Genomic DNA, 21,215 nt, shown 5'->3' on the forward strand with positions numbered 1-21,215 from the left:
ATATGCCGAATTTACGGGATATGAAGCAGACTGCCCAAGTCTGCGGATATTTGAAGCAGTATAGCCGAACTGCATAAAACCTTACAGATAATTATAACAAATTTATAAAGTATTGTCAAGGCAAAAGGCTATATATAATAGGTGTAACGTCATAGTACACATCAATGAGGCTTATGTGCATAAAGGCGTCGCGGGCTGTTGTGCAAAACGACGAATTTGCAAAGTTTGCTTGGCAGCCTCTTGACAAGTGAACTTGGCAGTGTTATAATACAGTCAAAGCCGATGCAAAGTCAGCTTGGCAGAGGAGGAACAGTATGAACAAAGAAGAGATACTTGCTAAAAGCCGAAGCGAAAACAATTCCGAATATGAGCAGAACACCTACAAGTATGCGGGAAGTATCGCGCGTATCGCAGGCGGTATGCTGTGTGCGGTGCTCCTTGCCGCGGAGCAGTTCATCACGGGACATTTCAACTGCGGCTACTGGCTGATATACTGCGCTATGCAGCTGATACACGACTTCTGCATCTTCACGCGGACGAAATCAAAGGTACACCTTTTCAGTGCCCTTTGCTTCATCGGAATATCTGCGGTAATGGTATACGGCTATGTAACCGACCTGATAAGCAGGTGAGCCTATGGATGATAAACTCATACTTCGCAACAACCTCAAAGAGGCACGTACAGAGGCAAAGCTCTCGCAGGCGCAGCTTGCGGAAATGGTCGGGGTCTCGCGCAATACTATCAGCTCGATAGAGACGGGGCAGTATCAGCCGACGGCAAAGCTCGCTCTCATACTCTGCATTGCACTCGATAAGAAGTTCGAGGAGCTGTTCTACTTCTGAGCCCGTTCGTCGGAATATGCGAGGCGTTACGCCGCGCGAACGTCCGCAAAGACAAGACCGACCCGCACCTTCGGCTTGATTTTTTCTGCGGGATATGTTACAATATTTACATCTTTTTACATGGAGGGATATAACAATGGAAAAAGTTCTTGAAGTCAAGGGACTGTCCAAGCAGTACACAAAAGTACTCGCGGCAGACAAGGTCAGCTTCGATATCGAAAAGGGCGAGATATTCGCACTCATCGGTCCAAACGGAGCGGGCAAGACTACCACTATCCGCATGATATCGACCCTGCTCAAACCCACTTCGGGCGACGCGACAGTCGCGGGACACAGCATCATCAGCGACGCAGCCAAAGTCCGCGAGTGCATAACCTACCTCCCCGACGAAGCAGGCGCTTACAAGAATATGACAGGCAAGAGCTACCTGCGCTTCATGGCGGGGCTCTTCTCGACAGATATCGACACGATAAACCGCTATGTTGAGCGTGCGGAGCGCATCTGCGGCCTCGGTGACAGACTAAAGGACAAGATAGGCACCTACAGCCGCGGCATGATACGCAAGCTCCTGCTCGCACGCGCTGTCATGACCCAGCCCAAGCTCGCGATACTCGACGAGCCGACGAGCGGCCTTGATGTGCTGAATGCGATAGAGATACGCAAGATGATAAAGCAGCTCGCGGCTGAGGAGGGAATGTCCTTCCTGCTGTCGTCGCACAATATGCTCGAGATAGAGTTCGTTTCTGACCGCGTAGGCATAATCGCAAAGGGTCACCTGCTCGTTTCGGGCAGGGCTGACGAGCTGAAGGAACGCTACAGCGCACAGAATCTCGAAGAAGTTTTTGAAAGGGTGGTGAAGGACAATGAAATTCTTTAATCTGCTGAAAAAGGAGCTCAGCGAGCTCCTCACCGCTCAGACTATCGTGACCCTTGTCATTGTCACGGGTATGCTCATGATGCTCGGCAACCTGATGAAGAGCACTATCAAGGAAGCCGTTGAGAACGAGTACACCATTACGCTCAGCGACCGCGATGATACCGACTTCACCCATCTGCTCGCCGATACCCTTGAAAAGAGCGGCGCAACGCTCAAGCTGGTCGATACTTCGGGCGACGACTACTCAGCCGTGCTCAGAGAAGCAGACGCGGACTCGCTCGTCATAATCCCCGAGGGCTTCACGGAGAAGCTCGAAAACGGCGAGCGTCCCGAGATGATAAGTGTTTCGGGCATGAAGTCAGCGGCGGCAATGTCCAACATGACCAACAGCAACAGCGGTGCTATCGGGCTCATATCCGATTGCATCTCTTCTGCCTTTGCCGCCAAGGCAGGTCTGACCGCCGAGCAGGTAGAGCTCCTGCAAATGCCCGTGACCGTCACCGAGCAGACCGTCGTAAAGGACAAGTCGGCTCCCATAGGAGCAGCAAGTATAATGAGCGGCATTATGATGAAGAATATGATACTTCCCATAATCGTGTTCATCCTCATCATGTTCACATCGAATATGCTCATGGGTGCGATAAGCAACGAAAAGATAGACAAGACCCTCGAGACACTGCTCTCCGCGCCTGTGTCGAGAACAGCTATACTCGGTGCGAAAATGCTTGCGGCAGCGATAATAGCCCTGCTGAATGCAGTCGTTTATATGTTCGGCTTCTCGTCATTTATGTCGGGAGCCACCGATTCCGTTTCCGAGGAGATGGGCAGCAAGCTCGTCGGACAGTACATCTCCGTGGATTCCGCCCTTGAAAAGCTCGGGCTTACCCTCGGAGTCGGCGACTACGTCCTCATCGGCGCACAGCTTTTCCTCACGATAATGATATGTCTTTCGATATCGCTCATGCTCGGCGCGCTCGTAAACGATACAAAGCAGTCGCAGACAATGATGATGCCTCTGATGATAATGGCAATGGTGCCCTATCTCATCTCGATGATGGCGGATATCAACAGTCTTCCCACAGCGATAAGAATGGTCGTATACGCTATCCCCTTCACGCATACATTCTCCGCCATGAACAACATCATGTTCGGAAATATGCCGATATTCTTCGGCGGACTCGCCTATCAGTTCGTGGTGTTCGTGATATGTATGTTCTTCGCGCTCAGGCTCTTCAACTCCGACAAGATACTCACAGCGTCGCTCAACTTCGGGCAGAAGTCTAAATTCAAGAAACACAGCAATGCAGACGAGTAATTCGTAGGGAACGCCGCCCACGGCGTTCCGCCAATCAATGCATATTTGCGGGCGGATAATATCCGCCCCTACAAAAATAAAGGCGAACCTTTTACGGTTCGCCTTTAATTATGCATTATGAATCAAACGTTATGAATTAATACATTCCGCCCATACCGCCTGCGGGCATTGCAGGAGCGGGATTCTCCTCCTTGATGTCAGCAACGAGGCTCTCTGTGGTGAGCACCATAGAAGCAACGGAAGCAGCGTTCTGGAGTGCGCTTCTTGTTACCTTTGTCGGGTCAACGATACCTGCGGGTATCATATCGGTGTATACCTCGTTGTAAGCATCGAAGCCGTAGCCGAGCTTGCGTGAACGTCTGATCTTGTCAACGATAACGCTGCCTTCAAGACCTGCGTTCTCGGCGATCTGACGTACAGGAGCTTCAAGAGCCTTGAGGATTATCTTAGCGCCTGTCTTCTCGTCGCCGTCGAGTGTAGGAACGAGCTTCTCAACTGCGGGGATAGCGTTGATGTAAGCAGTACCGCCGCCTGCAACGATACCCTCTTCAACAGCAGCCTTAGTAGCAGCGAGAGCGTCCTCGATGCGGAGCTTCTTCTCCTTCATCTCTATCTCTGTTGCAGCGCCGACCTTGATAACAGCTACGCCGCCTGCGAGCTTTGCAAGGCGCTCCTGGAGCTTCTCGCGGTCGAAATCGCTTGTTGTGGTCTCGATAGCTGCACGTATCTGTGCAACGCGAGCCTTGATATCCTTCTTGTCGCCTGCGCCGTCAACGATGATAGTATTCTCCTTCTGGATAACTATCTGCTTAGCCTGACCGAGCTGCTCGATAGTGGTCTCGCTGAGTTCGAGACCGAGCTCGGATGTGATGACCTCGCCGCCTGTGAGAACAGCGATATCCTTGAGCATCTCCTTGCGTCTGTCGCCGAAGCCCGGAGCCTTTACAGCAGCTACCTTGAATGTGCCGCGGAGGTTGTTGAGAATGATAGTTGTGAGAGCCTCGCCCTCAACGTCCTCAGCGATGATAACGAGCTTCTTGCCCATCTTGACTATCTGCTCAAGGAGGGGGAGTATCTCCTGAATGGAGGATATCTTCTTATCTGTGATAAGAACGTAAGCGTCATCGTAAACAGCCTCCATCTTATCTGCGTCTGTTATCATATAAGGCGAGATATAGCCGCGGTCGAACTGCATACCCTCAACGACCTCGCTGTAAGTCTCGGCAGTCTTGCTCTCCTCGATAGTGATAACGCCGTCGGAAGTCACCTTCTCCATAGCCTCTGCGATGAGCTTGCCGACAGCCTCGTCAGCAGACGAAACTGTGCCGACTCTTGCGATGTCCTCGCTGCCCGCAACAGCCTTTGAGTTGTCAACGATAGACTTTACAGCTGTATCCACAGCCTTTGCGATACCCTTCTTGAGCACCATGGGATTAGCACCCGCAGCGATGTTCTTCATACCCTCGCGAACGATAGTCTGAGCGAGGAGTGTAGCTGTTGTAGTACCGTCGCCTGCTGCGTCGTTTGTCTTTGTAGCAACTTCCTTAACGAGCTGAGCGCCCATATTCTCGAAAGCGTCATCGAGCTCGATGTCCTTTGCGATAGTAACGCCGTCGTTAGTGATGAGCGGAGCGCCGAACTTCTTGTCGAGAACGACATTCCTGCCCTTGGGTCCCATTGTTATGCGTACAGTATCGGCAAGCTTGTCGATGCCTGCCTGAAGTGACTTTCTTGCGTCTTCGCCGTACTTGATATCCTTTGCCATAGTTATCTACTCCTTTAAATCATAATTTCAATGCTGTAGGGGCGCATTACAGCAAAGCTGCATATAGCATCACAATCCAAATCAAAGATTTGGTGTGCTGCTTATCCGTGCGCCCGAAAGCAATAATCGAACTGACGGGCGAGCGGAACTCGCCCCTACAAACTGAGTTCTTACTTAACAGTCGCGAGAATATCTTCCATCTTAACGATGATGTACTCTTCTCCCTCGAGCTTTACATTAGTGCCCGAATACTTCGAGATGAGCACCTTGTCGCCCTTCTTGACTTCCATTTTCACGTCGGGAGTTCCCGGACCTACCTCAACGACCTCAGCCACCTCGGGCTTCTCCTTAGCCGAACCCGAAAGAATGATACCGCTTTTAGTGGTCTCCTCTGCCTCGACCATCTTGACAACAACTCTGTCCTGTAAAGGTTTGATAGTCATGATATATACCTCCTGAAATAATTATATGCAATGTTTAGCACTCTCTTTCTCTGAGTGCTAATTATATTTTACCACCTTTTTCTATAAAATCAAGTCATATCCCTCAAAACTGTGAATATGTACAAAAGCGTAAGTGTTAAGTTGATAACACACTGTAGATTCGTCTGATGATATACCGTCGGACCGCACAGAAAGACCGCAGGCATATCGGTCTGTCGGTCAGCCCCGCTGACACCTCCCCATCGTGGGAGACCGCATATGTCGAGGACTTTCCGTGCAAGATGACGGGAAATATGCAAGCATATCCAGTACAAAGCCTTCAGGCGGGCTTTGTGCGGTGCTGCCTTAAGGGAAGCACTCTAAGCGCGCCCCTGCTTTATATCAACAGCAACGCACCGCGCGTCCGAATCGCGGAGAGCGATGACCGCCCCTTTGACGGAATAAGCGGCAGGGTCGCCGAGAAAGCTCCTCTGCAAACAGGTCACTTGCACGCCGCTGACAAAGCCGAGCTCGCCGAGCCGCTGCCGCATAGCGCCGTGATTTTCGAGTCCCGAAACCGTACAGGTATCGCCCTCGCGCAGGGAGCTCAGAACAGTCTGTGCGATAGTATCCACCACCTCGGAAATAATGAACAGCAGCGGAGCTGCGAAAAGCATCGACTAAGGGGAGCCCCTGACCATATTTTTCCGTTAGGAGGAGCCGACAAAAGCGATACCCTTCCCATTGGCTCTTCGCCATTCATTTTTCAGTAAGAGATCGGAGTGCGGCGAATGATCCGCCGCACTCACTATTATGATATTCACCCGCAGCGTCAACTGTCACTGCGGGTTGACGAACTTATCGGAGTACATACCTATCTCGGTGATGATACCGTTTTTTCCGCCCGTAATGCGCACGGAGGTGATATCGCGCGTCACACCTCCTGCCTGCGCACTGTCGAAGAGGTCCTCTCCGCGGTAGCCGCTGTACGAGAAGAAGCTGCGTTTCCAGCCGCGCGCAGCCATTTTGTCGCGGAATTCAGGTGCTCTCTGCGGCTCGTAGAGGAATCGCCTGTCGAGCTCGAAATAGCGGCATCTGCGGATATAGCTGTCGTAGGCGTCGGAGTCGGTGAGGGTGTAGTCGCCGTACTCCTCCTGCATATTCTCCATGCTCCAGAAGTAGACGAGCCCGCGGGTATCCCTCTCGGAGCCGCGCGAGAGCAGGCTCGCCTCGTCATATGCGAAGGTATTGGCGGAGCTGTCCCTGTTGACCATTACGCAGTTCGTACCGCGGATATAGGGGTGCTTCCCATATACCTTGAACGCGATATTTACAATGCCGTCCCACTGCGTAGAGCCGTTTTTCACGAAGATATAGCTTGATGTGCCGCAGTCCTCGTGAGTGACATAGGGAAGTTGCATATACTCGTCCATGAGGTCGTTGAGGGACATATTCGTGTAGAGCCCGGGCTCGAGCTGATTCTGGAGATACTGTGCCGTAAACCCGCGCGAGGTGATGATACCGCGTCGGAAGCCGCCCTCCTCCGTGATGCGGAATGTGTCGATGAAGCCTTGATGGATGAAGTTCCCGTTCACGTAGAACCACGCAAGCTGCGCAGTCTCGGGGACAGCCGTATGCGCCTCGAAAACGGCGGTCAGGCGCGTGAACGGCGTATAGGCGTCCTTGGTGAAGCTAAAAGACAGCACCTTGAATATGGTGTCGCTCGCATTCGGCGACTTTATGCTCAGTGTAGCGGTCATGATACCTCCTCCGCATTCTCTGCCTGTGCGGCTGTAGCGAGAGTCAGCGTGACATAGAGCATATCATCGCCCCTGTCCTCGGCGGTACTGCCCTGCACGGTACAGTCCGTGAACTTCACTCCGCGGTATATCACAGTCAGTCCCGACCCGCCGTTCATATTGTTCAGCACTGTCAGCGCAGGGATATCCCCTGCCCCGCAGTACACCCTGCCCGCCAGCGTGAGCCTCGTCGCCTTGACGCACCTGTTTGAGATGACCGTCCCGCCGATGACGGTAGGCTGCTCGTACAGCACGGTCGAGGCAGCCGCGCGGAAGCTCTCACAGTAGAGCGTGAACTGACCTATCGTCACGGGGACAGCCTCACGGCTGCAAATCGTACTCATAGGCTTGCCCTCGCTGTTCTGCGCACGCCGCTTACGGACACTCCCGCCGTGAGCACAAGGCGTCTCAGGCTGCTGTCGTGTCTGATACTCAGCCTGCAAATGCGCGTTGTCATGCTTGCCAGACCGTCGAGAGCGGGTCTCACCCTCTCCTCAAAGTATCGGAAAAGCGACAGCATATCCTCGTCCTCGCGAGCATACACGCTGACCTCAGCTTCCGCCTTGAACGGCAGGAACACGTTAGACAGCGAATAAACGGGTGCAGCGGCCTCAAAGCTCCTTATCCCGAGGACAGTGAAACGCCCGCCCTTGCTGCGCACAGGCAGCGCGTCGAAAGCAAGGTAAACGTCCTGATTTCCCACGGCGAGCAGAGCCGACTTCAATTCGTTCAGTATCTCGCGCATATCATCCCTCCTTTGCGGGTATCGTCTCAAAGACGAAGGTATCGGCTTTGATGAGGCCGCGGCAGAGCTGCACGTACTCGCGCATGAGCGTTTCGGCGCCCGCGAGTGAAGTCCTCGCACCGCCGCCGTCCATTCTGCCGATATACTCATACTCCCGCCTGCCCGAAGAGAGCTTTATCTCCTGTGCGCGGTAGTTGGCGACGGAAGCCGCAAGGAATTCGAGGCGGGTATCGGTATCGTCGGCGTCGGGGAGGAGCATATTCCTGACCTCATACACAGCCATGGTTATGACGGGCAACCACTCGGAGTTGGCGGATTCCCCCGAAAACAGCTCGAACAGTGCCTTGACGTTGGTAATATCTATCATAGCGACCTCCTCAGAGCTTGAAAGCAGAGTTCATCTGCTCGGTCTCGGGCGCAGTCGAGAGCTGCACCTCTGTTTTCGCGCGCCCTGCGAGCTTCTCGTAAGCCTTTTTCATGCCCGCGAGCTGCACCTCGTTCAGACCGTGAGCGGCAAGCTCCGCCGCAAAAGCAGCCTTACGCCCGCCCGAAATGAAAGCGAGGCGGCGGATCTCACAGCGGAGCAGCCGTTCGTTTTCGGCAGCCTCAGCATTTGCGGACTTCTCCGTCCCCTCCTCTGCGAAGCGCTTTGTCACGCCCGCATTTACCTGAGCGGGCACAGCAACGAAGCTCCACTCATAGGCGTCGGTGATGTCATCAAGGACGGTGTGGCATACACGTCCGCTATAGGACTTGCCCTTGACGTGCGAGCATGACTGCACCGCTTTGTCGGCACCGCAGACAGAGCATCTGCGTTTTCCCGCCGCACAGGAAATGCTGACCTCTTTTTTGATACCGCCGTCGATCTCGGCGATGAGGTCGCGGTTGTCCTCGGTCCTCACCATATATGCAGAGGCACGGAGGTACTTATAGGGCTCGCCGCACTTATTATTGCGGGAGCTGTCGGTCACGACCTCGGTATCGAAGATACGGGCGGTCTGATTGGAAGTAGAGGCATCGTGGTCGAAGATACCTGTTTTGCCGACGAAGAGAGCCTTGAGCTGTTCGAGGGCATTATCCGAGAAACGTTCGCAGTCGCGGTCTATCTCGTTATCGCACAGGATAACGTGAAAGGCGAAGAGCTCGTCCGCAGCGAATTCGCGGCGAGTGAACTTGTTTATCTTGTCGAGATTTTCCTGTGTCATTGAATTCCTCCTTTGGTTGGTGAAAAATGCGGTAGGGGCGCATTACAGCAAAGCTGCATATAGCATCGCAATCCAAATCAAAGATTTGGTGCGCTGCTTATCCGTGCGCCCGCGATACCGATTGCGTTTGCCTGCGGGCGGCGAAACGCCGCCCCTACATTGGTTTCGGCTGCATTATTCTTTGTAGGGGCTGCCTTTGGCAGTCCGCTTTTTTATGTGCGGGCGAGCGGAACTCGCCCCTACACGATTTTACCGAAACATTGGCGTGACGATGGGGGACATCGTCCCCTGCATCATGATGTGATAGTGAGCACCTTCACCGCGTCGGGAGTCACCTTGCGGAATCCGCAGGTCACAGACACAGTTATACAATCGAGCTGACGGTCGATGAGCTTGTCAGTCTCGAGAACAAGCCCCGTGCTGGTGATGAATTCGAGCGCGAAGTCTCTGTCGAGACCGATAACGGTAGCGTTGTCCACAGCCGCAGACTTCACGAGCTCGGAGCCGAAGGGGAGGAACATCTTGCCGTCAGCCAAAGCTCTCGCTTCCTTCATCTGGTCCATAGCGGCTATTTTTGCAGCAATCGCAGGAGAAGCGAGCACAGTCGTCATATTGAAGTTATCGAACTTTCCGTAGAGGTCGGCGAGGTCGGAGTAGCTGAGCGAAGAAGTCGTAATACCCACAGCGTCCGCTTTAAGGACAGCGACAGCCTTGCTGACAACGGTATTCGCGAGCTTTATGCCGATACTTCTGAGCATGACGCCGAACACGTCAAGGCGCTGCCTGCGTACAGCCTCATAGGAGGCGTTGATAAGTCTGCCTATCTTTTCAAGGGCAACGGCAGTAGTGCCCTCAGTCACCGTAGAAGCTGGCAGAGCCACAGTCTGAGCGGTAGTACCGTAGGCGGTGCTGTCGTCGAGCACACAGCCGAGGTACTGGCTGCTCTCGCTGACAGTTCTCACAGCCGTCACAGCCTTGAGCACAGTATCGTCGAATCCCTTCTTAATGCAGCGTGCGACGAACTCAGGGAAGAGCACGGCAGTCTCGGTCGAAGCGAAGAACTTCTCCACCATATCACACTCCGCCCCGCTCACTCTGATGTTATAGCGTTTGAGCTGACGCTCATAGGCGTCGAGAGCCGCGAGCTCGGTGCCGACATAAGAGGCGGAGGGGTCGAGCTCCTCGAGGGCGGAAGTGAACGACTTGCCGCTGAGATTATAGAGACCCTTTTCAAGTTTGATATCGTTATACATACACATATCCTCCATTATTCAGAATCGTTTTTTTCGATGCGCAGTTCTATTTCGCGAGCCTGCGCGTTTTTGAGCCTTGCCTCGGCGAGGACCGACTCATCCTGCAAGTTGATGTTGTCCCACTCGACAGAGCAGACCGCCTCCGCGCCCGCCGAGCAGAGGTAGGCGTCGCCTATGCTTCTGAGCACGGGCGTGAGGAGCCTGCGGTAGTAGTCGAGCTCGGACGTAAGAATATCCGCCTGCTGAGAGGACATCCTCTCAGTGGAACTCCAGTTCAGACCGAGGAGAAACGGCGGGATACTGAGCTTAGAGACTATCTGCTCCATTATCTGTCGGACGGGCACATTCGTATCAAAGAGCTTGTTGTCCGCACCGATGACCCTGATATCGACATCACCGACTGCGACGAAGTCCTTGACTCTTCCGCACTTGGCAGAGTTCATGCCGTCAGCCCATTCGCGTGCTATCTGCATGGCGTGTTCGCGGGTCGAGGCGATATCGCTTGCACCGTTCTGAGGCTTGTAGGTAACGGCATAGCGCACGTTGCCCGCACGGTCATAGTTCTGCCCGATACACTGATAAATGCGGAGCAGTATCGAGCTGATAGCGGGAAGCCCTCGCAGGAGCGAGTGCCCGTTCGTCAGCGAGGCGTAGAGAATACGCTCGGGATGAGCGACCTCGCGAAGCGAGCCGTCCTGTCTGCGGACAGCGTATCTGCGCTCAAACGGAGAAGCCCCCGCGGAAACGGTCGTAGAAGTCGTATCGCCGTTCCACAGACCTGCAATGCGGCGACCCTCCTCGTCGATGACTATCTCGCCGACAGCGCTGCCGTAGGTTAGCATACTGTCGAGGAAGACGTCGGCGAAGCAGCCGAGCGACGTACCCGTCAGCCCGACGGGAACATTCTCGCAGAAGCGGTCGAGCTGCTCCTGAAAGCGCTCGTCCGAGCATACGAGCCTGAATCCGCCCGTAAGACGGATGATCTTCATGATAGCGGCGTCGATGACGGGGACGGCGTATCTGAGCCTGTCGAATAGCTCCTTTTCGAGCGGACCTGCCACAGGCGGGAGAGTCAGACAGCTCCCGCAGTCGCGGTCGGGCAGTATCATCTGCGGAGCTGCCCGTGTGTGTTTCTTTTTAAATAGTTTCATTTTTCCTCCAATTTTGTAGAATTGGGTTTGTTTGCCTTTGTAGGGACGGATATCATCCGCCCACCCCTTTCACAATGACCCGCGGCACCTCACTGTAGGGGACGGCGTCCTCGACGTCCCGCGAATATACGAACACACCAACGGTAACGCCTTGTAGGGTCGCCGCATATTTGACGGTTATTTGGCGTCCTCAACGTCCCACCCCTACAAAATCTCTCACGGCACCCATTGTAGGGGACGGCGTCCTCGACGTCCCACGCCTTGCACAACGCCCCGCGGCGACCTTCAATCCCTCTCCACGGACATGGCGAAGAAGAAGTCCTCCTCAGCCGCCTCCTTCGAGACGTATGCCACGAAGTAACGCATATCGTCCATGGCGTGATCGTTCTCCTTGACGGGGACATCGGTCCCCTCGCCCTCCTTCCAGCGGTAGAGCCCGAATTCGCGGATGATATCCGAACACGACTCGTGTATCATCAGCCTGCCGTCCTTCAGAGCCGCTCCGACGCGTCTTATCCCCGTGACAACGTCATTTTCCGCCTTAGCCGCCGTAAATCTTCCATGTCTGCGGATACACTCGATAAAGCTTGCGGCTGACGGGTCGACGATGACACGTTCTATCACGCGTTCGCCTGCCAGTTCCTCGAGAGCGGCATAGTGCTCCTCGTCTGTGCGCGGGACACCCGTTTTTCTTGAAGAGTAGTAATACTCTCCGATGCGGTACCAAACGCCCATGTGAAGTCCCCACAGACCGAAAGACGAGGGATTGACAGTTCCGTAATCGCAGGATATGACGTAGCGCTCGCATTCGGGCGCATCGCCGCTGAAGACGTGCAGAGCGGGGTCGAACATCGGGTAGACGATGCCCTCCGCCGCAGTCCACTTCCCGAGGACGAAGCGCTCGTAAAAAATGCCAGAATAGAGCTTCTGATAGCGCCTCCTGACCTCATCGGAGAGCGAGGGGTTATCGTCCATAGTGAAGTGGAGATACAGCGCGTTTTTCTCATCCGCCTTCTGTATCCACTCGCGGTAGAACCAATGTGAGAGGTCATCGGGGTTGCAGTTGAACCACATCCTCGAGCCCGCGACGGAGCACCTTGCGAGAGCCTGCTCCACGAACGAGCGCGGCATGAGAGCGACCTCATCGAGGAAGACGCCCGAAAGGGTGATGCCCTGAATCAGAGCGGCTGAGCCCTCATCTCTGCCGCCGAACAGGTAGAAGCGGTTAGTTCTGCCCGAGAAGGAGATGTCGATGAAGCTGCGGCTGACCTTCTCATCGCAGGAGAAACCCATTTCGCTGAGATGTTTAGTCAGCGGGACGATGACGTTTCTTCTCAGGGAGGTCACGGTCTTGCCGCAGACAGCGAAGGCAGCGCGGTCGAAGCACGCCCATGCCCAGCAGACGAATCCCAGTGACATCGAGAGGGTCTTCCCGCTCCGCACGGCGCCGTCGCAGATGATAGCGTCTTTTCGGCGATAGGCAGGCATATTCCACCATTTAAAGACAGTTTTCTGCTTACCCTTGAAAGCGATGCTCATTCGCCGTCCTCCTCTCCGTCGGACGTCAGAGCGCGTATCAGCGCCTCGGCATTTTCCGCGTCGCTCATTGCTCTTTCCAGCTCACAGAGCTTCTCGAGCGCCTTGATGCGGTCGAACACCTTGACCTCGACACCTCCGCCGCGAACGCGCTTTATCTCCGCGACGTTGTACAGGTCGAGCCTGTCGAGCTCCTCCTGCGGCGGGAGCTCATCGGCGAACGCCAGCTTCGCGGCATCATTGCACGACCCGAAAGCGAGGCGGCGAAGCCCCGCCATCACCGAACCTTCGTCCGCGAGGAGCTCTCTGTGCTCCTTTATACGTCTGCGGCAGGACCTGCTTTTCAGGAGCCTCAGCGCAGCACCGAGAGCCTCCTCGCGCTGAAATCCCGCGCGCACCGCGGCTTCTTCGGGGTCGCCGAGGGCGGCATACAAGCAGCAGAATCGCCTCTGTCTGTATCTGAGTTCATCCTTCTCTGACATAACTCCTCCTTCCGAGGAGCTGTACAAGCCCCTCTGTAATGGAGCGGAAAAAGCCCATGAGTCAATGAAAAACCATTGATTATTGAAAAAAAGGCTTTTAACTTTGTAGACTTGCACAAAAAGCAGCAAACATCCAACCTCCCAAACAGCAAAAAGCCGAGAAGAACATCTCCTCGGCTTTTTGATTTGATCATCCCCAACCTGCACCATTCTGTAGGGGCGGCGTCCCGCCGCCCGCCGACATACCAACAGCCCGCCTGCACTCAGCGTAGGGGCGGATATCATCCGCCCGTCGGATTCTTCCTATTCGCGGGCGGACACACGGGTCCGCCCCTACGATACCCTGTCCATTCAACCAATCGTAGGGGACGCCGCCCTCGGCGTCCCGCCAACACACCACCCCAACAAAAAAAGCTCCCCGAGGGGAGCTTTTTGCATTATTTTTTCAGAAACGTCTCAAAGCTGTCTTTGCCGCCTGTAGAGAGGTAAGAGTAGAACGCAAGGATAGCGGAAGCATCCTTCGCATCGACCTTGCCGTCAGCGTTGACGTCGGCAGCCGCTCTCTGAGTATCGGAGAGCCCGTCATCCGAGCCTGTTGAAGCCTTTGCATAGGCAACGAGAACGAACGAAGCGTCCTTAGCGTTTATGCTTGCGTCCTCGTTGACGTCGCCGAGACCTGACTTTTCGGGCTCACGCTCGAAGATGAGCAGTCCGTCACTCCTTATGCCCTGAAGGTATCCGTCCTCGGAAAGGCTGAACCAGATGAACTCGTTCTCGGCATAGCCGGGCTGCGAGACCTTCACCTTATTGTCATCTATCGACCATGTCAGCGTGCTTTTCTCGTTTTCGACCTCGGTGGATATTACCTCCATATAGCCTGTACCGTCGCTGTTGAAGGAAACTGTCGCATTGGTGTTCAAGAGGTCATCTATCGGAGCACCGTTTTCATCAACGAACTTCTTGAAGTTCCATGTGCCGACTACTCGCTCGGCGAGTGTGGGCTCTGAAGAAACCACGGGAGCAGTTGCTGTGGTAGTCGTTTCCTGTGCTGTGGTGGAAGTTGTTGAGGCTGTTGTGGTCGCAGATGTTGATGTGGTGGAAGCTGTGATCGTTGCGGTCGATGTGGCAGTCGTTGATGTTGTGGAGCCGGAACTGCTATCAACGATTGTGATCACATAAGAAATATCAACGTTCTTACAATAGTTATAAGCGTAATAATCGCCGGCTTCTCCGGTTATTTTGACGGTATACTGTCCGACGGGAAGAGAAGCTAATTCTTTGTAATCATGGCTGGTTCCGTCCTCTTCAACAACTGTTTTTTTCGTCTGATAGTCATTTCCTACATTCTTTTCATCGTATGTAAGCGATTCACTTCCGCGTATTCCTATGAATTTCAGACCTGAAAGATCAAGTGCTTCCTTGCAGTTGTACACTGTTTTAGTGGGGTAGGAAACCACTTTGTCGAACTGATATATCGGGTGAGTAGTTTCAATAGAATAGGTCGTTGTTGAAGCTGTAGTAGTTGCCGCTGTTGTGGCAGTTGTTCCTGCTGTAGTCGAAGCTGTTGTAGTTGCTGTAGGCTGAGCTGTTGTGGTTGTAGTAGTGGTAGTGGTCGAAGCCGCCGAGGTCGCTGTGGTAGTGCCTGCCGTAACAACGGAAGCCTCCTGCTCCTTGATGACTAAGGTAGCGATCGAGATCGCAGTCAGCGTATAGCCTGTTGAAGCGGCATAGTTATTATTGAAATACTTTATAGCATCCTGTCTTATTTCGTAATAATAAGCCTTATAATTCTCGGGAGTGATGTTTTTATTATTCTGAACAGCCTGCGATACCGACGCAATAACGTCCTTCTTGATCTCTTCTATCTTTTCGGAGTCGGCTGTCTGGTCGAGCACCTTTTCGCCCGATACGGAATAGTTGCCCGCTGCCTTGACCTCATAGGGCTTTTGGTTGATGATCTTGACTATCGGCGTGGGAGTGCCGAATTTGAGGTCGACAGTCTCGGCGAGCTGTGATGTTGAAGTGGTGACAGTTTCAGCACCCGTAGTAGTTGCAGCGGTAGTAGTTGCGGAAGTCCCGCTGACAACAGCGGTTCCCGCAGGTATGTTCCCGACCTTCTCAAAGGTCACGCCGTTCTCCGCAGCGTATGCCTGAGCTGTCGAGTTCTCGCCGCCGCGGATAACGAGCTCCTCGTTTGTTTCTATGGCACTCGAACCGATCTTCATGTCAGGGTTGTTCACCGTAATGGTTTTCAGCGCCCTGCATCCACCAAATGCACTCGGACCTATCTCCTCGATCGCGGACGGGAGCTCCACGCTCTCGAGAGCAGTGTTGCCGAATCCCGAAAAGCCGATCTTTTTGAGAGCAGCGGAGAGCTTAACGGTCTTGAGGCTCTTGCAGTAGGTGAAAGCGAAGTCCTCAACTTCCGTAACAGAATCGGGAATGATGAGGTTCACGATATTGGCTGTGAATGCAGCTCCGTCACCGATGACCTCAACGGAGCTCGGCACTGTGAAGTCTGTCGAGGGGAAAGCCGTGGGATAAGCAACGAGCTTCTTCATATCCTTTGTGTACACAACGCCGTCAACAGCGCAGAAAGTCTCGTTCTTCTCATCGACGGTATACTTCTCGAGCGCCTTTGCATAGCCCGCAAGGTGATCGCCTATGCTGGTAACTTTGGCGGGTATCTTTACGGAAGTAATGCTATCGCAAAAGGTGAAAGCCCTGCCGCTTATCCTCGTAACGGGCACGCCCGAGACCTCATCCGCGATAACGACGTCACCGCTTACAGTATCCTCACATTTGATGAACTCAGCACGGTCTGCGTATACCTTGTAGGTGAGGCTGTCGATAACGACAGTGTTATCCTCCTCAGCCGTAGCCGCTCCTGTTGTGGCAGCAGCCGACTCAGCCGCAAACGACACAGCAGATACAGCGCCGAGCGTGGGCAGCGTACTGAAAGCCATAGCGAGTGACAGCACACCTGCAAATAATCTCTTCTTGTTCATTATAAACCTCCTTAACGAATTGGGATAAATACATTTTACCACAAATCTAAAAAAATGCAACTGATTCACGAACAATTCAGATTAATGCACAAAAAAACAGACTGTCAAAGCCGCTCCTTGTAACCGCCCATTTTGGAATTTTCGCAGTTTGCGAGGATTATTTCGCGCAAAGCCTTGAAAAAAAAGCACGATTATGATATACTGTATCTATATTGTGAAAACAAACCGAGCCATACACGCTATGGGGCGCGGAAAACGATTTGCGGCTCAAAGGAAGTGAACCGTGAAACTGCGCGCGCCCGCTCGGCGCATTGGAGAGATAAAAATGATTCATACAAGGATAGCTGCGGCTTTAGCGGCGGCAGGAGTGCTCCTCGCGCTGTGCGGCTGTGCTGACAGCGGCAGCAGCTCCTCCTCGGGCTCAGCATCGCAGGCAGCTCAGCAGACGACGGAGAAGACCGAATACACCACAAAAGACGGTCTCTTCACGCTTGACCTCAACAGCCGCTTTTCCCGATTCAGCGGCGTATACCCCTCGGACTTCGAGTTCATGTTCGTCGACGAGGAAAAGGGCACGACAGTCGGCATACTTGAGATGAGCGAAGCTCACATCTCGCCGAGATACTTCTGCGGAGAGGTCATCGACCACTACAAGGAGCTGTACGGCTCCGTGACCGAGACAGAAATGACCGAGGACGGTCACCCCGCATACCTGCTTGAAGCGGAGTTCACGGACGAGGAAAGCATAGAGAGCGAGGAGAAAAACGAGCTCAGATTCTACCACGAAGCGATAGGCTACGGAAACGGCGACCTGCTCGTGCTCGTGACGACAGTCCCGAAGGACACGCCCGAAGAGGCACCGAAAGCGGTAAGTGACATAATGGCAGGCATCACCTATCACGGCGAAGCGGCAAAGACCGAGACCGAGACACACGATACCGAATACTTCACCGTCAGCGCCGACAAGGACTGGTTCTTCCACTCGAAGAGCGATACCGAGGCGGCACTTCGCCCGAACATAGCCGAGACCACGCCCGAGCACTACGGCTCGCTGAAAATAACTGCCGACACATCGGGAAGCACCGCACAGGAGCTCTCCGCCGCAGACGCAGAGGAGTTCGGCGCAAAGGACAAGATAACGGACGTAGCGGTGAGCGAATCGGAAATATTGGGCAGAAAAGCAATCTGCGTATCATGCGTTCTCGAATCGGACTATATGAACTTAAAACGCGAGATATACTACTTTGACGAGCACGGCACAGCATACAAGGTACAGATACTTGCTCCCGCGGAGGGCTACGAAGACTTCACGGCAGAGCTCGGAAAGCTGTACGAACAGATAGAAATAAAGTGACCAACGGAGGAAAATGATATGAAAAATGTACTTGTAGTAGGCGGCGGCGGGCGCGAGCACGCCATAATAATGAAGCTCGCGGAGAGCAAACACGTAGGCAAGCTGTACTGCGCTCCGGGAAACGGCGGTATTTCCAAGTTTGCGGAGTGCTTCAACGTCAGCGCGACCGATATTGACGGCATAGTCGAGCTCGCAAAGAAGCTGAAGCCCGATATGGTAGTGGTAGCTCCCGACGACCCGCTCGTGCTCGGAATGGTAGACAGGTTGCAGGCAGAAGGCTTCATGACCTTCGGTCCCAAGGCTAACGCGGCTATAATCGAGGGCTCAAAGGTATTCTCGAAGGAGCTGATGAAGAAGTACGGTATCCCCACAGCCTTCTACGAGGTATTCACCGAGAGCGACAAAGCCATCGCATATCTCAAAGAGCAGAACAGCTATCCCGCGGTAATAAAGGCAGACGGACTCGCACTCGGCAAGGGCGTTATCATCGCACAGAACGAGGACGAGGCAGTCAAAGCGGTACACGATATGATAGACGAGCTGAAATTCGGCAAGAGCTCAGCAAGAATAGTCATCGAGGAGTTCCTTACGGGCCCCGAGGTATCTGTCCTCAGCTTCACAGACGGCAAGACAATGGTCCCGATGATATCCTCAATGGACCACAAGCGCGCGCTTGACGGCGACAAGGGACTGAACACAGGCGGAATGGGTACAGTCTCCCCGAACCCCTACTATACCGAAGATATAGCGAAGGAGTGCATGGAGAAGATATTCCTCCCGACCATGAACGCAATGAACGCAGAGGGTCGCACCTTCGAGGGCTGCCTCTACTTCGGACTCATGCTCACCCCCAAGGGTCCCAAGGTAATAGAGTACAACTGCCGCTTTGGCGACCCCGAAACGCAGGTAGTGCTCCCGATGCTCGACGCGGACCTCTACGAGGTATTCGAGGCGATATACGACCACACACTCGACAAGGTGAACATCAAGTGGCACAAGGGCAGCTGTGCCTGCGTAGTAATGGCGAGCGGCGGCTATCCCGAGAGCTATCCCAAGGGCATAAAGATGAACGGCTTCGACGAAAAGGGACAGGTCGAGGGCTGCTTCGTATATCACGCGGGCACGAAGCTCGGTGAAGACGGCAGCTTCCTCACGAACGGCGGACGCGTCATCGGCGTGACGGCAAAGGGCGATACTCTCCCGCAGGCATTGGCGACAGCCTACAAGGGCGTTGAGGCAATAAGCTTTGACGGAGCTCACTACAGAAAAGACATCGGACAGAGAGCCCTCAAGGCGCTCGGCTAAGGAGCGGACTATGCAGGAAAAGCTTGAAAAGGGACTGTTATTGAGTCTCGTCGGCAATGCGCTGTTCGTTGCCTTCGGCATAATATGCTACATTTACTACCTGACATTCCATGTAGATTCCATTTTCTCGCGTGTCCTCGAGACGACGGCATACTGCACAGAATTTCTGGGCTTCGGCTTACTGCTGTACTCCGACTATCTGCTCTCGGTCTCACTCAGGCTGAGGCGGCTGCTGAAAGTCAGCTATACGGCGTACATCATACTCGAAGCGCTGATAATGGTACTTGAGCTTAACAGCGGCAGGATAGAGTTCTACCAACCGTATTCGATGTGGCTCGCCATAGTACACGCAGTAGTGTCGGGAGCGGTCTGCTTCTCGTTTTTGCAGCTCGACCCCGACAACACGAAATACGAGGTATCGGTAGTCATCTGTATCGGAATGATATTCTTTGGGATGATGGGTGCGATATTCGGGATAAGAGTATATTTCAGCGTACTTGTGAACGCAGTCAGCTTTACGTTGCTGTTCGGAGCGATAAGGTTCTTCCGAAGCCGTGAGGAGATAGAGATAGACTGCTACGGCGACAAAGCGCGTGTGGCAGAGTACAAGAGCACGATGTTCAGCGACCCTCTTATAGTAGATAGCGGCAAGACGAAGAAGGCAGAGCTTCCCGCAGAGGTGATCGAATCGGAGCCCGAGGCAGCCAAAAGCGACGAAAAAGAATAAAACGTATCCCCTCTTTTGCGAAAAAGAGGGGATTTTTGCGCCCGCCAACACACCGCCACCCCGCGGCAACCACCTGTAGGGGCGGGCGTCCCCGACCGCCCATTAATACACGAACGCCCCTCCTGCAACCACTCGTAGGGGCGCCCTTTGGGCGTCCGCGCCTTATCAACCAACTCGCGGCTGCAAACTGTAGGAACGACCACGCAAAAAGCTCCCGACTGAAAGTCGGGAGCTTCGCACTTAATGGTGGAACAGGCGGATACCTGTGAACGCCATAGCGATGTTGTACTTATTGCAGGTCTCGATAACGTTGTCATCGCGGATAGAGCCGCCCGGCTCAGCGATGAACTCAACGCCCGACTTCTTAGCGCGCTCGATGTTGTCGCCGAAGGGGAAGAAAGCATCGGAGCCGAGGCAAACGCCCGTATTCTTAGCGAGCCATGCCTTCTTTTCTTCGCGTGTGAAAACAGCGGGCTTAACCTTAAAGATACGCTGCCATTCTCCCTCGCGGAGCACATCCTCGTACTCGTCGCCGATGTAGACATCGATAGCGTTATCGCGGTCTGCGCGGCGGATATCGTCAACGAACTGCAAGCCCATTACCTGCGGAGACTGTCTCAGCCACCAGTTGTCAGCCTTCTGACCTGCGAGGCGTGTGCAGTGTATGCGCGACTGCTGACCCGCACCGATACCGATAGCCTGACCGTCCTTGACGTAGCATACGGAGTTGGACTGTGTATATTTCAGCGTGATGAGCGAGATGAGGAGGTCGTCCTTCTTGTCGTCGGGGATATTCTTGTTCTCGGTAACGACGTTGGAGAGGAGCTCGCGGTTGATATCGAGCTCATTGCGTCCCTGCTCGAAGGAAACGCCGTAAACCTGCTTAGTCTCGATAGGAGCGGGCTTGTAGCTCGGGTCTATTTTGAGTATGCAGTAAGTGCCCTTGCGCTTGGACTTGAGTATCTCGAGAGCCTCGGGGTCATAGTCGGGAGCGATAATGCCGTCGGAAACCTCGCGCTGTATCATCTTTGCGGTGCATACGTCGACCTTGTCCGAGAGAGCGATAAAGTCGCCGTAAGAGGACATTCTGTCAGCGCCGCGTGCTCTTGCATAAGCGCTTGCGAGAGGAGTGAGCTCGCCGAGGTCGTCCACCCAGTATATCTTTTTGAGGTCATCGCTGAGCGGTCTGCCGATAGCAGCACCCGCGGGAGAAACGTGCTTGAAGGAAGTTGCTGCGCAAACACCCGTAGCAGCCTTGAGCTCCTTGACGAGCTGCCAGCCGTTGAGAGCATCGAGCAGGTTGATATAGCCGGGACGACCGCAGAGCACCTCTATCGGGAGCTCGCTGCCGTCAGCCATATAGACTCTTGAAGGCTTCTGATTGGGGTTACAGCCGTATTTCAACTGCATTTCGTTTGACATGATAAT

21 protein-coding genes are annotated in these 21,215 nt (G+C 54.0%); 7 read left to right on the forward strand and 14 right to left on the reverse strand.

Annotated features, from left to right (window positions below; translation table 11 throughout):
- Positions 1 to 314 precede the first annotated feature (314 nt).
- The 4 genes from BMX22_RS09505 to BMX22_RS09520 all read left to right on the forward strand — a co-directional run bounded on the left by BMX22_RS09505 (position 315) and on the right by BMX22_RS09520 (position 3,035).
- On the forward strand, positions 315 to 632 hold the full coding sequence (locus BMX22_RS09505; protein WP_074742236.1) for a DUF6442 family protein: 318 nt from the start codon (positions 315 to 317) through the stop codon (positions 630 to 632).
- Between the two features lie 4 nt (positions 633 to 636).
- Positions 637 to 843 carry a helix-turn-helix transcriptional regulator gene (locus BMX22_RS09510; RefSeq protein ID WP_074742237.1) on the forward strand — a complete coding sequence of 69 codons (207 nt, stop codon included), beginning with the start codon at positions 637 to 639 and terminating at the stop codon, positions 841 to 843.
- A gap of 136 nt (positions 844 to 979) precedes the next feature.
- Positions 980 to 1,720 carry an ABC transporter ATP-binding protein gene (locus tag BMX22_RS09515; protein ID WP_074742238.1) on the forward strand — a complete coding sequence of 247 codons (741 nt, stop codon included), beginning with the start codon at positions 980 to 982 and terminating at the stop codon, positions 1,718 to 1,720.
- Positions 1,707 to 3,035, forward strand: a complete 1,329-nt coding sequence (locus BMX22_RS09520) for an ABC transporter permease (protein WP_074742239.1) — start codon at positions 1,707 to 1,709, stop codon at positions 3,033 to 3,035. Before BMX22_RS09515 ends, BMX22_RS09520 begins: the two co-directional genes overlap by 14 nt.
- 136 nt (positions 3,036 to 3,171) lie before the next feature.
- Here the strand turns inward: BMX22_RS09520 and groL are convergent, their stop codons facing one another.
- The 13 genes from groL to BMX22_RS09585 form a co-directional block, all read right to left on the reverse strand.
- Positions 3,172 to 4,800, reverse strand: a complete 1,629-nt coding sequence (groL, locus tag BMX22_RS09525; RefSeq protein ID WP_074742240.1) for a chaperonin GroEL — start codon at positions 4,798 to 4,800, stop codon at positions 3,172 to 3,174.
- Positions 4,801 to 4,970: 170 nt separating this feature from the next.
- The gene (groES, locus tag BMX22_RS09530; RefSeq protein WP_074742241.1) at positions 4,971 to 5,243 is read right to left on the reverse strand and encodes a co-chaperone GroES; all 273 of its coding nucleotides are present in this window, start codon (positions 5,241 to 5,243) and stop codon (positions 4,971 to 4,973) included.
- A gap of 359 nt (positions 5,244 to 5,602) precedes the next feature.
- Positions 5,603 to 5,899: a FeoA family protein gene (locus BMX22_RS09535; RefSeq protein ID WP_081349161.1), complete on the reverse strand. Its 297-nt coding sequence runs from the start codon at positions 5,897 to 5,899 to the stop codon at positions 5,603 to 5,605.
- A 162-nt stretch (positions 5,900 to 6,061) separates the two neighbouring features.
- Positions 6,062 to 6,982: a hypothetical protein gene (locus BMX22_RS09540; protein WP_074742242.1), complete on the reverse strand. Its 921-nt coding sequence runs from the start codon at positions 6,980 to 6,982 to the stop codon at positions 6,062 to 6,064.
- Complete coding sequence (locus tag BMX22_RS09545; protein ID WP_074742243.1) at positions 6,979 to 7,365, reverse strand: hypothetical protein; 387 nt, start codon at positions 7,363 to 7,365, stop codon at positions 6,979 to 6,981. The genes BMX22_RS09540 and BMX22_RS09545 overlap by 4 nt, the downstream gene beginning before the upstream one ends.
- Entirely contained in the window at positions 7,362 to 7,766 is a 405-nt protein-coding gene (locus BMX22_RS09550) for a hypothetical protein (protein ID WP_074742244.1), read from the reverse strand. The genes BMX22_RS09545 and BMX22_RS09550 overlap by 4 nt, the downstream gene beginning before the upstream one ends.
- A gap of 1 nt (position 7,767) precedes the next feature.
- Positions 7,768 to 8,133, reverse strand: coding sequence for a hypothetical protein (locus tag BMX22_RS09555; protein WP_074742245.1), 366 nt, complete (start codon positions 8,131 to 8,133; stop codon positions 7,768 to 7,770).
- A 10-nt stretch (positions 8,134 to 8,143) separates the two neighbouring features.
- Complete coding sequence (locus BMX22_RS09560; RefSeq protein WP_074742246.1) at positions 8,144 to 8,971, reverse strand: hypothetical protein; 828 nt, start codon at positions 8,969 to 8,971, stop codon at positions 8,144 to 8,146.
- Positions 8,972 to 9,264: 293 nt separating this feature from the next.
- The gene (locus BMX22_RS09565; RefSeq protein WP_074742247.1) at positions 9,265 to 10,224 is read right to left on the reverse strand and encodes a hypothetical protein; all 960 of its coding nucleotides are present in this window, start codon (positions 10,222 to 10,224) and stop codon (positions 9,265 to 9,267) included.
- A gap of 14 nt (positions 10,225 to 10,238) precedes the next feature.
- Entirely contained in the window at positions 10,239 to 11,375 is a 1,137-nt protein-coding gene (locus BMX22_RS09570) for a serine/threonine protein phosphatase (protein ID WP_074742248.1), read from the reverse strand.
- Between the two features lie 285 nt (positions 11,376 to 11,660).
- Positions 11,661 to 12,914, reverse strand: coding sequence for a PBSX family phage terminase large subunit (locus BMX22_RS09575; RefSeq protein ID WP_074742249.1), 1,254 nt, complete (start codon positions 12,912 to 12,914; stop codon positions 11,661 to 11,663).
- A complete protein-coding gene (locus tag BMX22_RS09580; RefSeq protein WP_074742250.1) occupies positions 12,911 to 13,393 on the reverse strand; it encodes a terminase small subunit in 483 nt (160 codons plus the stop codon). Before BMX22_RS09580 ends, BMX22_RS09575 begins: the two co-directional genes overlap by 4 nt.
- A gap of 437 nt (positions 13,394 to 13,830) precedes the next feature.
- Positions 13,831 to 16,401 carry a leucine-rich repeat protein gene (locus BMX22_RS09585; RefSeq protein ID WP_074742251.1) on the reverse strand — a complete coding sequence of 857 codons (2,571 nt, stop codon included), beginning with the start codon at positions 16,399 to 16,401 and terminating at the stop codon, positions 13,831 to 13,833.
- A 325-nt stretch (positions 16,402 to 16,726) separates the two neighbouring features.
- On the opposite strand from BMX22_RS09585, the gene BMX22_RS09590 reads away from it, so the two are divergent.
- From BMX22_RS09590 to BMX22_RS09600, 3 genes are read left to right on the forward strand one after another with little or no spacing between them, the layout of a single operon-like run.
- Positions 16,727 to 17,755 (forward strand): hypothetical protein, encoded by a 1,029-nt coding sequence (locus BMX22_RS09590; protein ID WP_074742252.1) that lies wholly within the window; start codon positions 16,727 to 16,729, stop codon positions 17,753 to 17,755.
- 18 nt (positions 17,756 to 17,773) lie between these two features.
- Positions 17,774 to 19,060, forward strand: a complete 1,287-nt coding sequence (purD, locus tag BMX22_RS09595; RefSeq protein ID WP_074742253.1) for a phosphoribosylamine--glycine ligase — start codon at positions 17,774 to 17,776, stop codon at positions 19,058 to 19,060.
- A gap of 10 nt (positions 19,061 to 19,070) precedes the next feature.
- The gene (locus BMX22_RS09600) at positions 19,071 to 19,787 is read left to right on the forward strand and encodes a hypothetical protein (RefSeq protein WP_074742254.1); all 717 of its coding nucleotides are present in this window, start codon (positions 19,071 to 19,073) and stop codon (positions 19,785 to 19,787) included.
- Positions 19,788 to 20,027: 240 nt separating this feature from the next.
- On the opposite strand, the gene BMX22_RS09605 is transcribed toward BMX22_RS09600, so the two are convergent.
- Positions 20,028 to 21,209, reverse strand: a complete 1,182-nt coding sequence (locus BMX22_RS09605) for a phosphoribosylaminoimidazolecarboxamide formyltransferase (RefSeq protein WP_074742255.1) — start codon at positions 21,207 to 21,209, stop codon at positions 20,028 to 20,030.
- Positions 21,210 to 21,215: the final 6 nt, after the last annotated feature.

This window comes from Ruminococcus sp. YRD2003 (assembly GCA_900109435.1).
GTDB lineage: Bacteria > Bacillota > Clostridia > Oscillospirales > Ruminococcaceae > Ruminococcus > Ruminococcus flavefaciens_G.

Bases quoted from the DNA above. Each gene is read 5' to 3' on its own strand.
- BMX22_RS09605 (WP_074742255.1), bottom strand. From the start codon at position 21,209: ATGTCAAACGAAATGCAGTTGAAATACGGCTGTAACCCCAATCAGAAG.
- purD (WP_074742253.1), top strand. From the start codon at position 17,774: ATGAAAAATGTACTTGTAGTAGGCGGCGGCGGGCGCGAGCACGCCATA.
- BMX22_RS09600 (WP_074742254.1), top strand. From the start codon at position 19,071: ATGCAGGAAAAGCTTGAAAAGGGACTGTTATTGAGTCTCGTCGGCAAT.
- BMX22_RS09590 (WP_074742252.1), top strand. From the start codon at position 16,727: ATGATTCATACAAGGATAGCTGCGGCTTTAGCGGCGGCAGGAGTGCTC.
- BMX22_RS09570 (WP_074742248.1), bottom strand. From the start codon at position 11,375: ATGAAACTATTTAAAAAGAAACACACACGGGCAGCTCCGCAGATGATA.
- BMX22_RS09585 (WP_074742251.1), bottom strand. From the start codon at position 16,401: ATGAACAAGAAGAGATTATTTGCAGGTGTGCTGTCACTCGCTATGGCT.
- BMX22_RS09565 (WP_074742247.1), bottom strand. From the start codon at position 10,224: ATGTATAACGATATCAAACTTGAAAAGGGTCTCTATAATCTCAGCGGC.
- BMX22_RS09505 (WP_074742236.1), top strand. From the start codon at position 315: ATGAACAAAGAAGAGATACTTGCTAAAAGCCGAAGCGAAAACAATTCC.
- BMX22_RS09515 (WP_074742238.1), top strand. From the start codon at position 980: ATGGAAAAAGTTCTTGAAGTCAAGGGACTGTCCAAGCAGTACACAAAA.
- groL (WP_074742240.1), bottom strand. From the start codon at position 4,800: ATGGCAAAGGATATCAAGTACGGCGAAGACGCAAGAAAGTCACTTCAG.
- BMX22_RS09575 (WP_074742249.1), bottom strand. From the start codon at position 12,914: ATGAGCATCGCTTTCAAGGGTAAGCAGAAAACTGTCTTTAAATGGTGG.
- BMX22_RS09555 (WP_074742245.1), bottom strand. From the start codon at position 8,133: ATGATAGATATTACCAACGTCAAGGCACTGTTCGAGCTGTTTTCGGGG.
- BMX22_RS09560 (WP_074742246.1), bottom strand. From the start codon at position 8,971: ATGACACAGGAAAATCTCGACAAGATAAACAAGTTCACTCGCCGCGAA.
- BMX22_RS09545 (WP_074742243.1), bottom strand. From the start codon at position 7,365: ATGAGTACGATTTGCAGCCGTGAGGCTGTCCCCGTGACGATAGGTCAG.
- groES (WP_074742241.1), bottom strand. From the start codon at position 5,243: ATGACTATCAAACCTTTACAGGACAGAGTTGTTGTCAAGATGGTCGAG.
- BMX22_RS09550 (WP_074742244.1), bottom strand. From the start codon at position 7,766: ATGCGCGAGATACTGAACGAATTGAAGTCGGCTCTGCTCGCCGTGGGA.
- BMX22_RS09535 (WP_081349161.1), bottom strand. From the start codon at position 5,899: ATGCTTTTCGCAGCTCCGCTGCTGTTCATTATTTCCGAGGTGGTGGAT.
- BMX22_RS09510 (WP_074742237.1), top strand. From the start codon at position 637: ATGGATGATAAACTCATACTTCGCAACAACCTCAAAGAGGCACGTACA.
- BMX22_RS09580 (WP_074742250.1), bottom strand. From the start codon at position 13,393: ATGTCAGAGAAGGATGAACTCAGATACAGACAGAGGCGATTCTGCTGC.
- BMX22_RS09540 (WP_074742242.1), bottom strand. From the start codon at position 6,982: ATGACCGCTACACTGAGCATAAAGTCGCCGAATGCGAGCGACACCATA.
- BMX22_RS09520 (WP_074742239.1), top strand. From the start codon at position 1,707: ATGAAATTCTTTAATCTGCTGAAAAAGGAGCTCAGCGAGCTCCTCACC.